This is a genomic window from Marinovum sp. PR37 (assembly GCF_028807375.1).
GTDB lineage: Bacteria > Pseudomonadota > Alphaproteobacteria > Rhodobacterales > Rhodobacteraceae > Marinovum > Marinovum algicola.
On the sequence record NZ_JARAML010000001.1, the window covers coordinates 303,607 to 317,857 of the forward strand.

Annotated in this window: 10 protein-coding genes; 2 read left to right on the forward strand and 8 right to left on the reverse strand. The window is 66.6% G+C overall.

The window, feature by feature from the left end:
- Window positions 1-56 precede the first annotated feature (56 nt).
- The 8 genes from PVW49_RS01445 to PVW49_RS01480 all read right to left on the reverse strand — a co-directional run bounded on the left by PVW49_RS01445 (window position 57) and on the right by PVW49_RS01480 (window position 10,068).
- Window positions 57-2,036: a TRAP transporter permease gene (locus tag PVW49_RS01445; protein ID WP_274565485.1), complete on the reverse strand. Its 1,980-nt coding sequence runs from the start codon at window positions 2,034-2,036 to the stop codon at window positions 57-59.
- Window positions 2,033-2,500, reverse strand: coding sequence for a DUF1850 domain-containing protein (locus tag PVW49_RS01450; protein ID WP_170850516.1), 468 nt, complete (start codon window positions 2,498-2,500; stop codon window positions 2,033-2,035). Before PVW49_RS01450 ends, PVW49_RS01445 begins: the two co-directional genes overlap by 4 nt.
- Window positions 2,497-3,456, reverse strand: coding sequence for a TAXI family TRAP transporter solute-binding subunit (locus PVW49_RS01455; RefSeq protein WP_074835696.1), 960 nt, complete (start codon window positions 3,454-3,456; stop codon window positions 2,497-2,499). The genes PVW49_RS01450 and PVW49_RS01455 overlap by 4 nt, the downstream gene beginning before the upstream one ends.
- A 261-nt stretch (window positions 3,457-3,717) precedes the next feature.
- A complete protein-coding gene (locus PVW49_RS01460) occupies window positions 3,718-5,142 on the reverse strand; it encodes a carnitine 3-dehydrogenase (protein WP_074835694.1) in 1,425 nt (474 codons plus the stop codon).
- Window positions 5,139-6,062 (reverse strand): 3-keto-5-aminohexanoate cleavage protein, encoded by a 924-nt coding sequence (locus PVW49_RS01465; protein WP_274589713.1) that lies wholly within the window; start codon window positions 6,060-6,062, stop codon window positions 5,139-5,141. The genes PVW49_RS01460 and PVW49_RS01465 overlap by 4 nt, the downstream gene beginning before the upstream one ends.
- Window positions 6,063-6,848 carry a carnitinyl-CoA dehydratase gene (locus PVW49_RS01470; RefSeq protein WP_074835691.1) on the reverse strand — a complete coding sequence of 262 codons (786 nt, stop codon included), beginning with the start codon at window positions 6,846-6,848 and terminating at the stop codon, window positions 6,063-6,065.
- Window positions 6,848-8,908, reverse strand: a complete 2,061-nt coding sequence (locus PVW49_RS01475; RefSeq protein WP_274589714.1) for an acetate--CoA ligase family protein — start codon at window positions 8,906-8,908, stop codon at window positions 6,848-6,850. Before PVW49_RS01475 ends, PVW49_RS01470 begins: the two co-directional genes overlap by 1 nt.
- Window positions 8,908-10,068: an acyl-CoA dehydrogenase family protein gene (locus PVW49_RS01480; RefSeq protein ID WP_074835688.1), complete on the reverse strand. Its 1,161-nt coding sequence runs from the start codon at window positions 10,066-10,068 to the stop codon at window positions 8,908-8,910. The genes PVW49_RS01475 and PVW49_RS01480 overlap by 1 nt, the downstream gene beginning before the upstream one ends.
- Before the next feature lie 76 nt (window positions 10,069-10,144).
- On the opposite strand from PVW49_RS01480, the gene PVW49_RS01485 reads away from it, so the two are divergent.
- Both PVW49_RS01485 and PVW49_RS01490 read left to right on the forward strand, forming a co-directional pair.
- Window positions 10,145-11,089 (forward strand): GlxA family transcriptional regulator, encoded by a 945-nt coding sequence (locus tag PVW49_RS01485; protein ID WP_074835687.1) that lies wholly within the window; start codon window positions 10,145-10,147, stop codon window positions 11,087-11,089.
- 951 nt (window positions 11,090-12,040) lie between these two features.
- Window positions 12,041-14,032, forward strand: coding sequence for a Hint domain-containing protein (locus PVW49_RS01490; protein ID WP_274589715.1), 1,992 nt, complete (start codon window positions 12,041-12,043; stop codon window positions 14,030-14,032).
- The last annotated feature ends 219 nt before the right edge of the window (window positions 14,033-14,251 follow it).

Consider the following 14,251-nt stretch of genomic DNA (forward strand, 5'->3'; position numbering starts at 1 on the left):
TTTATCGGCCGGGACGCCCGCAACCGCAATCAATCAGCCGGATTTCATGTGCCGCCTCATCCCGGTGCCGGTTGTCTGTGGTCGCGCGCGCCGAGCCAGTTCATCGCCAGCAGCGCGCAGAGCAGCAGGGCGCCCGCGATCTCGATCTGGAGGCTGGGCCAGAATACCGCGATCATCCCTGGCACCACCAGCAGCCGTGCCCAATGCGGCATCGGGCCGAAGAGATAGGCCTCGAGCGCGGCGGCAAAGGCGGTCAGCGCCAGGATCGCGATAAAGCCGTTCCAGAGCACCAGCGGCACCGGCCCGCCTTCGATGATCGACGGGTTGTAGACCATGAAGAGCGGGATCAGGTAGAGCCCCTTGGCGTATTTCCACGCCTGCACCGAGGTCTCCATCGGCGAGGCATTGGCAATCGCCGCGCCGGCAAAGCCGGCGAGCGCCACCGGTGGCGTGACGTTGCTGTCCTGGCTCCACCAGAAGACCACCAGATGCGAGATCAGCAGCGGAATGCCGAATTCCTCGGTCAGCGCCGGGCCGACGAGGATGATCAGCACGATATAGGCCGCGGTCACCGGCAGCCCCATGCCGAGGATCAGGCTGGCGATCACCACCAAAAGCAGCGCCAGCAGCAGGTTGCCATTGGAAAAGGCCAGCATCATCGCCGAGAACTTCAGCCCCAGCCCGGTCAGGCCGACGACGCCGACGACGATCCCGGCCACGGCGCAGGCCATCGAGACGGCAACGGCATTGCGCGCGCCCAGCTCCAGCGCTTCGAGCGTCTTGGCAAAGCCTGCCCTGGCCAGCGCCACCAGTCCGGCCAGCGTCGGGCCGGCGGCGAAATATTGCATCAGCCCGCGCAGCACCGCGGCGCCGATCACCGCGAGGATGGCGTAAAAGCCGACGCGCATCGGCGAATAGCCGACCACCAGCAGCCAGACCAGCGCCACCAGCGGCAAGAGGAAATGCCAGCCCTCGGCCAGCACCTCACGGACCCGGGGCAGATCGGCGGAGGGAATGCCCTTCATGCCCTGTTTGACGGCGGCGATATGCACCAGCAGATAGACCGCGCCGAAATAGAGGACGGCCGGAAAGATCGAGACCAGCACGATCTCGATATACGGCACGCGGGTGAATTCGCTCATCAGGAAGGCGCCGGCGCCCATCAGCGGCGGCATGATCTGGCCGCCGGTCGAGGCCGCGGCCTCGATGCCCCCGGCCTGCGCCGGGCGGTAGCCGAGGCGTTTCATCAACGGGATGGTAAAGGCGCCAGTGGTCACCACATTGGCGATCGCCGAGCCCGAGATCGACCCCATGCCGGCCGAGGCGATCACCGCCGCCTTGGCCGGGCCGCCGCGCTGGCGGCCGGTGGCGGCATAGGCCAGGTCGATGAAGAACTTGCCGGCGCCGGTGACTTCGAGGAAGGCACCGAACAGCACGAAGACAAAGATGAAGGTGGCGGCCACGCCCAGCGGCAGGCCGAAGATGCCTTCGGCGCCCAGGGTCATCTGGCTGGCCAGCCGGTCCAGCGTATAGCCCCGGTGGTTGAGGATGCCGGGCATCCAGTCGGCCAGCCAGGGCAGTTCGCCGCGCGACCCGGCAAAGGCGTAGAGAATGAACATGGCGCCGATGATCGTCATGCCGAGGCCGATGGCGCGCCGCGCCGCCTCGAGCACCACGAGGGTGGTGATGACGCCGACGACGACATCCTGCTGCCGCGGGATGATGGCATTGGCGATGGCGTCGATATTGGCCGGCACCCAATAGCCGACCAGCACGCCACAGGCGATCAGCGGCCCGTCGATGGCCCAGCCGACCAGCCCGCGCGGCCGGTTGCCGGTGACCGGATACATCAGGAAACAGAGTACCAGAATGAAGCCCAGGTGGATCGGCCGCTGAAAGAACAGCCCCAGCGGCTGGATGCCGGCGGCATAGAGCTGGAACAGCGACAGGGTGATGGCGACGATGGCGATCGCCATCAGCACCGAGCGCGGCTGGCGGTCGGCGCCGGGCGCCTTGACTTCATAGGTGTCGGTCATTCGGGGTCTCCCGGTTGCAGAGCGATCCGGACCCGCTGGCGCGCGGCGCGGGCCGAAAGCGGGATTTCGGCGTTACCTGCAACGATCCTGTGATTGACGGCAGCGCGGCCGGGGCGGAGCACATAGGCATCCCCCGGGACCGGCTCGTCGATGTCTTCGATCCAATAGCCGCCGGCGCCGTCGGAGACCTGCCGCCCCCGGCCGGGCAGATGGCCGAGACCGGCGGCGAAATCGGGCTGGTGCGAGCGCGTGAGCACCATGCGGCCCTGGCGGTTCTGGTAACAATCCTGCACCGGAAAGCCCTGCACCGAATGGTTCCACAGCACGCACCATCCACCGCCCTCGGCGACGGCAATGCGGCCGATCTCGGTGCCGTCGGGCAGGGTGGCGGTCAGAACGCCGGCCTGGACGGTCGAAACGGTGAGGAAGAGGGCCGCAAGCCCTCTTCCGAAAGCGCCGATCACGGGCGCAGATGGTCGGGAACGGTGGCGCCGGCTTCCTCGAAATAGCGCAGCGCACCGGGGTGCAGCGGCACCGGGGTGGCGTTCATCGAGAATTCGATCGTGGTCTCGTTCGCCGCCGGGTGCACCGCCTGCATGTCGGCAATGTTCTCGTACATCGCCTTGGTAATCTGATAGACGGTGTCCGCGTCCATCTCGGACGACACCACCAGCACGTTGGGCACGCCCACGGTGGACACTTCATCATCGACGCCCTGATAGACGCCGCCCGCGAGCTTCAGCGGGGCAAAGGTCTCGTCGGCTGCATCGGCCGCCGCGAGCTGTTCGTCATTCAGGCCGATCATGCGGATCGAGTTGGTGGTGGCAAGGTTGAGGATCGACGAGGTCGGCGCGCCGACGCTCCAGAAGCCGGCGTCGATATCGCCGTTGTTGAGCGCATCGGCGGTCTCGTTGAAGTTCAGCCGCTGGGCGTCGAAATCATCGAAGCTGATGCCATTGGCCTCGAGCAGGGTGCGGGCGTTGACCTCGGTGCCCGAGCCCGGTGCACCGACCGAGACGCGCTTGCCCTTGAGATCGTCGAGCCCCTCAATGCCGCTGTCGGCCAGGGTCACGATCTGCACCATATTGGCATAAAGCGAGCCCACGGCGCGGATCATCGGCAGCTGCTGGCCCTCGAAACGGCCGGTGCCGGTATAGGCCTGCTGCACGGTGTCGGCGAGGCCGATGGCGAAATCGGCGTCGCCGGTCGCGATCAGCCCCATATTCTCGACCGAGGCGCCGGTGACCTCGGCGGTCGCGCTGTAGCCGTCGACGTGATTGTTGATCACCTCGGCCAAGCCGCCGCCCATCGGGTAATAGACGCCGCCGGTGCCGCCGGTGGCGATCGAGAGCTGCATCTGCGACAGCGCCGGGGTGGCGGCGACCAGTGTGGCAATGGCAAAGTATCTGGCAAGTTTCATGTTATTGTTCCTCCCGTTTGATTTATGCCTGCCACCGTATCTTTCGGCAGAGATTATTCAAGAGGAACAAGCGGGAAGTCGGGGCGGGGCGATCTGTGCGGGTTTTGCGGCGCAGGCGGGGGCGCGGGGCAGGGTGAGGCCCCGGCGCGGCGGCCGGGACGCGCGAGAGAATCGGCGGGCGGCGGCCTGTCCCCGCGTCCCAGACCCCGATCCGGGACCTCCTGGCCAGCACGAACGCCCGGCCTCGGGGCCGCGCGTGGCTCAGCCCCGGTGACCCACCGCAAGCCCGACCCCCTTCGGCTTCGGCAGGCCGGCATGGGCCTCGGCAAAGCGGCCGAGCGCTCCGGCGACCTCCGTCGACGGCGGCGCGCTGCGGCGGGTGGCCATGTCGACATGCAGGAGCAGCGTTTCGACCGTGGCGGCCAATGTGCCGTCCGCCATCAGCAGACGGTGGAACAGATGCATCTTTTTGCCGGCACCCGCGAGCACCTGGGTCGTCACCGTCACCCGCCCGCCGGCGCGCATTTCGGCCAGGTAGCGGACGTGGTTCTCGACCGTGAAATAGCTGCCGCCCGCCGCCACATAGGCGGCATCGGCGCCGATCATCTCCATGAAACGGTCGGTGGCCTGACAGGAGACCTCGACATAATGCGCCTCGTTCATGTGGCCGTTGTAGTCGGTCCAGCTCTGCGGGATCACCCGGTCCACCGTCACCGGCAGGTCGGCGGACGCGGCATCGGGCAAGGCCGCCTCATGCGCGGTGATCGTGCCGCCGGCGCCGCTGCCGGACTTGCGCAGAGCCCGCATCATGCCGACAAGGTTGTCGTCGCGCAGCCGCTCGAGATCGCGGATCGAGAGATGCCCGGATTGCGCCTCTGATTGCCCGGCGATCAGGTCGACCAGCTCGGGCGTGAACTCGGGCACATCCATCAGCTTGGTCCAGGGCCATTGCAGCGCCGGGCCGAACTGGGCCAGGAAATGCTTCATCCCGGCCTCGCCGCCGGCGATGCGATAGGTCTCGAACAGCCCCATCTGCGCCCAGCGCAACCCGAAGCCCATGCGGATCGCCTCGTCGATCTCTTCGGTGGTGGCGATGCCGTCCTTGACCAGCCAGAGGCTCTCGCGCCAGACCGCCTCGAGCAGCCGGTCGGCTATATGGGCGTCGATCTCCTTGCGCAGCGTCAGGGGAGACATTCCGATCTCGTGCAGCATCTCTGCCGCCCGCGCGCAATGCCCGGCCTCGCCCACCAGTTCGACCAGGGGCAGCAGGTAGACCGGGTTGAACGGATGGGCGACGATCACCCGCGCGCCCTCGGCGGTCAGCTGCGAGGGGCGGAAGCCCGAGGTCGACGAGCCGATCACCGCCTCGGCATCGGCGGCCCGGGTGATTGCGTCATGCACCCGGTGCTTGAGGTCGAGCCGTTCGGGCACGCTCTCCTGCACCCAGAGCGCGCCGGCCACGGCCGCGTGCAAATCCGAGTGATAGCTCAGATTTCCCTCGGGTGGCAGCGCCTTGTCATAAAGCGCGGGCAGGGCCCGGCGGGCGTTGGCCAGCACCTCGTCGATCTTGCGCCGCGCCTCGGGGTCGGGGTCGAAGACCGCCACGTCCCAGCCATTGAGCAGAAAGCGCGCGGCCCAGCCGCCGCCGATGACGCCGCCGCCGATGATCGCTGCCTTGCGGGTCATGCGGCACCTCCTTGCGGCGCGCGTTTCACCAGCCCCAGCCTGTCGCGGACCTCTGCCGGGCCGATCACCTTTGCCCCCATGTTCTCGACAATCGTCACCGCGCGGTCGACCAGCTGCGCGTTGGTGGCCAGCACGCCCTTGTCGAGAAAGAGGTTGTCCTCCAGCCCGACGCGCACATTGCCGCCGGCCAGTACCGCGGCGGCGGCATAGGGCATCTGATCGCGGCCCAGCGAAAACGCCGACCAGGTCCAATCCTCGGGGATGTTGTTGACCATCGCCATCAGGGTGTTGAGATCATTGGGCGCGCCCCAGGGCACCCCCATGCAGAGCTGCACCAGCGCCTGCGGTGCCAGGGTGCCCTCTCGCACCAGCTCCTTGGCAAACCAGAGATGGCCGGTGTCGAAAGCCTCGATCTCGGGCTTCACCCCCAGGTCAGTCATCATCCCGCCCATGGCGCGCAGCATGCCGGGCGTGTTGGTCATCACGTAGTCGGCCTCGGCAAAGTTCATCGTACCGCAATCGAGCGTGCAGATCTCGGGCAGGCAGGCGCGGACATGCGCCATGCGTTCACCCGCGCCGATCATGTCGGTGCCGGTCTCGTTCAGCGGCAGCGGCGCCTCGGGCGGGCCAAAGACCATGTCGCCGCCCATGCCCGCCGTCAGGTTCAGCACCACGTCGACTTCGGCGGCGCGGATGCGTTCGGTCACTTCGCGGTAGAGCTCCAGACGGCGCGAGGGCGCGCCGGTCTCGGGGTCGCGGACATGGCAATGCACCACCGCCGCGCCGGCCTTGGCGGCGTCAATGGCGCTCTCGGCGATCTCGGCCGGGCTGCGCGGCACATGCGGGCTTCTGTCCTGCGTGCCGCCCGATCCGGTCACCGCGCAGGTGATGAAGACGTTGCGATTCATGTTCAATGGCATCTATTTCCCCTTCCAAACGGGATCGCGTTTTTCGGCAAAGGCGCGGGCGCCTTCCTTCTGGTCCTCGGAGCGATAGAGCCGCTCGACCGTGGCGAACTGGCTCTTGGTGATGCGGTTCATCGCATCCTGGAATTTCATGCCCTCGGCCTCGCGCACCACTTCCTTGATCGCCGCCTGGACCAGTGGCGGCCCGGCGGCCAGCAGATCGGCCAGCTTGCGGGCTTCTGCCATCAGTTCGCCGGCCGGATAGACGTGGTTGATCAGCCCCCAGCGCGCCGCCTCTGCGGTGTCGAGCCAGCGGCCGGTCAGCAGCATTTCCATCGCAATGTGATAGGGAATGCGCTTGGGCAGCTTGACCGAGGCGGCATCGGCGACGGTGCCCGAACGGATCTCGGGCAGGGCAAAGCTGGCGTGATCGGCGGCGAGGATGATATCGGCCGACAGCGCCAGTTCCAGACCGCCACCACAGCAGATGCCGTTGACCGCGGCAATCACCGGCTTGTTCAACCCGCGCAGCTCCTGCAAGCCGCCAAAGCCGCCGACCCCATAGTCGCCGTCCACCGCGTCGCCTTCGGCGGCGGCCTTGAGATCCCATCCGGGGCAAAAGAACTTTTCGCCGGCCGCGGTCAGCAGCGCCACCCGCAGATCGGGATCGTCGCGAAACGCGGTAAAGACATCGCCCATGATCCGGCTGGTGGCCAGATCGATGGCATTGGCCTTGGGCCGGTCCAGCGTCACTTCCAGCACATGGCCGCGGCGGTGGGTCTTGATCGGGCTTTCGGTCATCATTCCTCTCCGGTTCGGATCAATGCGTCCGCCGCCACCGCGCCGGTGGCGGTGCAGATCAGCGGGTTGATTTCAAGTTCCTGCGGCAAGGTTCTGGCTACATGGGCCTGCACCGCCATCACCGCGTCAAGCAGGGCGTCGATGTCGGCGGCGGGGCGCCCGCGATAGCCTTGGAGCAGCACCGCGATCCTGAGTTGCGAGAGCGCCTGGCGCAATTCCGCGCGGCTGGCAGGCACCAGCAGCGAGACCCGATCCTCGAGGATTTCGGTCAGCGTACCACCCGCCGCCAGGGTGAGGACATAGCCATGCGCCGGATCGGCGACGACGCCGATCAGCACTTCGGCGAGGCCGTCGGTCACCATCTCCTCGACCAGAAAGCTCGGCCCCGGCATGTCCGCCGCCGCCCGGGCCACGGCGTCGGGCGTGGCCAGCCCCAGCACCACCGCCCCGGCCTCGGTCTTGTGCGCGATGCCGCAGCCCTTGAGCACCACCGGGCATCCGATGCGCGCCGCTGCGGTGGCGGCGCTCTCGGGGGTTGCGGCCGGCGCCGAAGCCGGGATGCGCAGCCCGTCGGCGGCCAGGGCCGCCTTGGCCTCGGCCTCGCTCAAAGTCCGGCCCTGCGGCGCGACCGGCGGCACCAGCAGCGGCGCGCCCTCGGCCGGGCGCATCCGGGCGGCGGCGGAAAGGGCGGCGATGGCCTCGGCCATGCCGCCGAAAGAAAGGATGCCGTTGTCCATCAACCGCAAAGCAACCTCTTCCGGCAAGGTCTCGGGCAGGGAACTGACCAGCGCCAGGGGGGTGCCGGTCGCATCCCGGGCGCGTTCCATCGCGGTGATCACCGGCGTCCAGGCACCCGGGTCGCAGCGATCGGCGCGGGGAAGATCCAGCACCACGCAGCCCAGTGCCAGATCGCCGCCCGTCATCGCGCTGAACACCGTGGTCATCGCCGGGATGTCGCCCCAGATATAGGTGTGGTAATCCAACGGGTTGGCCAGCGCCACCCTGGGCCCGAGCACGCGCCGCAAGGCCGCCCGCCGGGTGGCGTCGAGCGGCGGAAAGACCAGCCCGGAGCCTTCCGCCATATCCGCCATCAGGCTGGCTTCGCCGCCGGAACAGGACATCGAGGCGATGCGGTTGGAGGTCAGCGGCCCGGTCACATGCAGGAGCTTGAGCGTTTCGAGCAGGACCGGCAGGGAAGCCACCTGGCCGATCCCCAGCCGGTGCAACAGCGCCCGCGCGCCGGCGTCGCTGCCGGCCAGCGACGCGGTATGAGTTACCGTGGCCGCGCGCGCCTGATCGGATCGACCGATCTTGAGCGCCACCACCGGTTTGCCCAGCGCCTGCGCCTCGGCCGCCATCGCCTCGAAGGCCCGCAGATCGTCGATCCCTTCGATATGCAGCCCCAGCGCCGTCACCCTCGGGTCGCGCAACAGCGTCTGTGACACGTCCGACAGGCCGGTCTGCGCCTGGTTGCCGACGGTCACCACATAGGCCAGCGGCAGCCCGCGCGCCTGCATGGTCAGGTTGATGGCGATGTTCGACGATTGGGTGACAATCGCCACGCCGCGCGCCACCGGCAGGCCGCCATGCTGATCGGGCCAGAGCGCCGCGCCGTCGAGGTAATTGAGAAAGCCGTAACAATTCGGCCCGAGCAGCGTCATGCCGCCCGCCGCCTCCAGCAAGGCCGCCTGCAACCGGGCGCCATCCGCGGTCTCCCCCCGGGCCTCGCGAAAGCCCGAGGCGAAACAGACCGCGCCGCCCGCGCCCCGCGCCGCCAGCGCCCGCACCACCGCGACGGTCGCTTCTCGGTTGACCCCGACAAAGGCCGCATCCGGCACGCCGGGCAGGGCGCCGACATCCGGAAAGCACGCCACCCCGCCAACCGTCGCGCGTGTCGGATGCACCGGCCAGATCTCGCCGCCAAACCCGATCTTGCGGCATTGCTCGATGACATTCCTGCACCAGCTTCCGCCGCCGATCACCGCGATCGAACGCGGCCGCAACAGCCGCTCGAGCCCCGAGGAGCCGCCCTGATCCCAGCATGTATCACGCCCGGCCATCACGCCCCCAAGGGCCGAAGCAGATCGCGGCTGATGATGTGCCGCTGGATTTCCGAGGTTCCGTCCCAGATCCGCTCCACCCGCGCATCCCGCCAGAACCGCTCGATGGGAAAGTCGTCCATCAGCCCCATGCCGCCGAAAATCTGCAAGCTGCTGTCGGTCACCCGTGCCAGCATTTCCGAGGCGTAGAGCTTGGCCGAGGCGATCTCGCGGTTTGCTGGCAAGCCCTGATCGAGCCGCCAGGCCGCCGCCAGGGTCAGCCAGTCGGCGGCGTCGATCTCGGTCACCATGTCGGCGATCTGGAAGCCCACGCCCTGAAACCTGCCGATCGGCTGGCCGAATTGCCGGCGCTCGGCGGCCTGGGTCAGCGCCAGATCGAAACAGCGCCGCGCCCGGCCGACGCAAAAGGCCGCCACCGTCAACCGGGTGGCGTAGAGCCAGGTGTTCATCACCTCGAAGCCGCCGTCGACCGCGCCCAGAACCTGGGCGTCGGGCAGGCGGCAATTGTCGAAATCCAGAATGGAGTTGCGATAGCCGCGATGGCTGACCGAGGCATAGCCCTCGCGCACCTCGAACCCCGGCGTGCCGCGATCGACGAGGAAGGTGGTGATCCGCTTCTTGGGCCCCTTCGGCGTCTCGTCCTCGCCGGTGGCCACGAAAACGATAAAGAAATCCGCGTGTTCGGCGCCCGAGATGAAATGCTTGGAGCCGTTTACCAGCCAGTCGCCGCCCTCGCGCACCGCGGTGCATTTCATCCCCCGCACGTCCGACCCGGCGTCGGGCTCGGTCATCGCAAGGGCATCCATTTTCTCGCCGCGTACCGCCGGAAGCAGGTAGCGTTCGCGCTGGGCACTGTCGCAGGCCATCAGGATGTTCTGCGGCCGGCCAAAGAAATGCGTCAGCGCCATCGAGCCGCGCCCCAGTTCGCGCTCGACCAGGGTGAAATCCAGCTGGCTCAGCCCGGCGCCGCCAACCTCTTCGGGGAAATTGCAGGCATAGAACCCGAGCGCGCGGCACTTGCGCTTGATCTCGGCGGCAAGCTCCGGCGGCACCTGTCCGCTGCGCTCGACCTCGGCCTCATGCGGATAGATCTCTTTCTCGACAAAGCTGCGGACGGTGGAGACGATCATCTCCTGTTCCGCGGTCAGTCCGAACTGCATGGCGCTCTCCCGGTGCTGCGTTGCCCCAGAGCTATCTGGCTTGACGCCCGGCAGGATGCGCTTCTAGACAGAAAACATGCGAAACTGGACAAATCCGGCCGTCGCGCCGCAGGAGGTGGCGGTTCTCCTCTTTCCGAGGTTCTCCAACCTCTGTCTGGCCAATGCGGTCGAGCCGCTGCGCGCCGCCAATGAAATCCTGATGCGCGAGGCCTATCGCTGGCGCTTCGTCACGCTCGACGGCGAGACGGTGGAATCCTCGAGCGGATTGCCGGTGCTGCCGCATGGGCCGCTGCGCGACCATCCCGGCGGAGATCACCTGGTGGTTCTGTCCAGCTACGACGTGCGCCACCACGCCACCCCGGCGGCGGCGGCCGCGTTGAAATCCGCGGCGCACCGGTTCGGCCATGTGGTGGGGATGGACACCGGCGCCTGGCTTCTGGCCCAGGCCGGGCTGCTCGATGGCGCGCGGGCGACAATCCACTGGGCCGAGATGACGGCGTTTTCCGAACGGTTCGACACGATCGAGACGGTCTCTGACCGGGTGGTGACCTGCGGCAACCGCACCACGTCGGGCGGGGCGATGGCGGCCTTCGACACGGTGCTGGCGATGATCCGCGCCGCCCATGGCGAAGCGCTGGGGCTCGAGGTCTCGGCGTTTTTCCTGCATCGCACCGCTGAGCCGCCGGTCGACCGGATGTTTCGCGGCCCTGCCTCGCCGCTGGTGGAACAGGCGATCACCCTGATGTCCGGCGCGCTCGAGACGCCGCTGCCGATTGCCACCCTAGCGGCGCGCTTGCAGACCACGCAGCGCACCCTGACACGGGCGTTTCAGGCCGATCTGGGGGCGGCGCCGAAAGCGGTCTACAAATGGCTGCGGCTGGCGGCGGCGCGGCGGTATGCGGAACAATCGGATTATTCCATCACCGAGATCGCCTTGCGCTGCGGCTATGCCGGCGCGGCGGCAATGACGCGGGCCTTCGTGGCGCAATACGGCCGACCGCCACGGTCGTTCCGGCCGTGACCCGATTGGCAATGGACGCGGCCGGCGATTGCGGCCTATCCCTATGCACAGGTCAGCACTGCGGAATGTCCGGCGACAGGAACGACGACTTTCGCTAGGGTCGAAAGCGCGGAATTCGGCGGAGAAAGGCAGCGCAATTGGCGCGAAAAGCAGTATCATTTTACCTGCCGTGACGGCACCAAACAGCCATTCGGAGCTTAACCCGCCGATATTTCGAATCAATTCGAGCTATTCGGCTCATCGTTCAGTTGTAATCAGTCCCCCGGAAAACAGGCCATTGGCGACAGAACGCCAACAATCCTCGGCGTTGTTATTGCACAATTTTCGTGGCGCCATGGGAAAATGCGGGGGGCTCCGGGCCGGAAAAACCATCCCGGACGAAGCCAGGCCCGCAGCAGCGTACCGGTTAACAATTCATTAATTTCCCTAAAAATATGGGGAAATTTGCAGGAACGCTCTGACCGGACGTGGCGAAACGACAGGTGCCGCGGGCCCGGCTCAACCCGTTTCCCCGCAAGAGACGGTCTGTTTTCCGAACAATTTCTGCTTTGTTTGAGCAACGCCTCGCCATACTCTCAATCCTGCCCACTGGGGGGTAACTGCTGGCCACGGGGGCGGCCGCTAAACAGTCATACTTCTGATGACGGACACGATCAGTTGGACGGGTGCGATTGCACTGCATCCGAAGGCATCCGGCGGATTTTGCCGGACCCGAGATCCTGTCTGCATCCCAGTTCGTATGGCACTTTCAAGAGCGGCGCGTGATCCGGGCGTTTTCAGTCTGCACGGTGATCCGAGCGTTAAAAGGTAAAGGGGGCGCGATGCCTGAGACCAGAAAGACTAGTGGTGACCTTCAACCGCCGTCTTGGCGGATCGTTTTTGGCATCCGCGAAGCGATGATGCAGATCGAAACATATTTCAACAGCATTGACGAAGGGAGGCGTTCCTAACGTGCCCGTATCAGAGAACAACAACAACACCCCGCCCACCACGCAGCAAAGCGGCAATGACGGCGGCCCCTCGAGCGGTCTCGACGGCATTGTCGAAGGCACCTCCGGCGACGATACCATCGACGCGGGGTATACCGGCGATCCCGAGGGCGACCGCGTCGATTTCAGCGACAATATCTTCTCGACCGATCCGGCCGATGCCGAAGACGACATCATCGAAGCCTACGAGGGCAACGATTCCGTCCTCGCCGGCGATGGCGACGATTCCGTCGATGCCGGGGATGGCCATGATACCGTGCGCGCGGGCGACGGCAGCGACACGCTCAACGGCGGCGCCGGCAATGACGAGCTGATGTCCGACGCCAATGACGAGGCGATCGACGTGCCGACCTTTCCCGGCGTGCCGGTCGACGACGACCCGGAGAACGACCGCGACAGCGTGTCGGGCGGCGCGGGCGACGACACCATCTCGACCGGCGATGACCGCGACACCATCGACGGCGGCGAAGGGGATGACGTCATCACCCCCGGCATCGACGACGACCTGGTGACCGGCGGCGGCGGCAACGACAGCATCAACGATATTCAGGGCGCCGACACCATCGACGGCGGCGACGGCAACGACACGATCATCGCCGGGATCGACACCTTCTCGGATTATGAAGGCGACGATCCGAACCTGCCGATTGGTGGCATCCTGTCCGATCCCAACACCGACGACGGCCGCGATTCCGTCATGGGCGGCGCGGGCGACGATCTGATCGCGACCGGCGACGATGCCGATACCATCGATGGCGGCGACGGCGCCGACACCATCGACGGCGGCATCGACGACGATTACATCGACGGCTGGACCGGCGACGACAGCCTGATCGGCGGCCACGGTTCGGATACCATCCTGGGCTATGACGGCGACGATTCGATCGACGCCAGCTCGCAGACCAGTTCGATGCTGTTCAGCAACGAACCCGACGCCACCGATCCGGTGCCGGACAATGATCGTGATTTCGTCGATGGCGAAATGGGCAACGACACCATCTTCGGTGGTGACGACGACGACACGCTCCTGGGCGGTGAAGGCGACGACGTGATCGATGGCGGGATCGACGAAGACCTGCTCGAAGGTGGCGCGGGCGCCGATACCGTCCTTGGCGGCGACGGACGCGACACCATCATCGGCTCGAACGTCGGCGACAGCGTCGATGGCGGCGACGGCCCGGCCGGCGACGGCGCGGACGGTCTGCCCAACGATTATGACACGCTCGATCTGACCGGCTCGGCGCCGGCGGGCGGCAGTCTCTCGGTGACCTATACCACGGCCGACCGCGAAGACGGCTTTGTCGAATATTTCGACGACACCGGCGCGCTGCTCGGCAGCTCGACTTTCGAGGACATCGAGAACGTCATTCCCTGCTTTACCCCCGGCACGACCATCGCCACACCCACCGGCGAGCGTCTGATCGAGGATCTGCGCGAGGGCGACCGGATCATCACCCGTGACAACGGGTTGCAGGAAATCCGCTGGATCGGCACCACCGAGCTGACCGGGCACAAGCTGGCGCGCGCGCCGCATCTGCGCCCGATCCTGATCCAGGCCGGCAGCCTTGGCCCGAACCTGCCCGAGCAGGACATTCTGGTGAGCCCGCAGCACCGCATCCTGATGAGCGGCGAGAAGGCGCAGCTCTTCTTCGAGGAACGCGAGGTTCTGGCGGCGGCCAAACACCTGACCGATCTCGATGGCGTCGACGAAGTGGGCACCCTGGGCGTCACCTACATCCACTTCATGTTCGATCAACACGAAGTGGTTCTGTCGAACGGCGTCTGGACCGAAAGCTTCCAGCCCGGCGATCAGACCATGGACAGCATGGGCGCCGGAGCCAAGGCGGAAATCTTCGAGCTCTTCCCCGAGCTTCAGACCGCCGAAGGCCTGCAAGACTACGCGGCCGCCCGCCGGTCGCTGAAGAAGCACGAAGCCAAGCTTCTGGTCCGCTAGGTTCTGATTATGCAGCGCACGGGCGTCCCTCTTTACGGGGGGCGCCTGTCTATCATGGCCAGGGGCGGCAGGACCGGCTCTGGCCGCATCTTCGCCGATCTCGCCGCGAAATCGCCACATTTCAGCGGCGCGTTTTGAGCGTGTCGCGCGTTGTCGTCAGCGCGGGCGGCGGGGCCAGTCCACGTCGGCCGGAATTAATCAAAAATTTTCATGTGATTA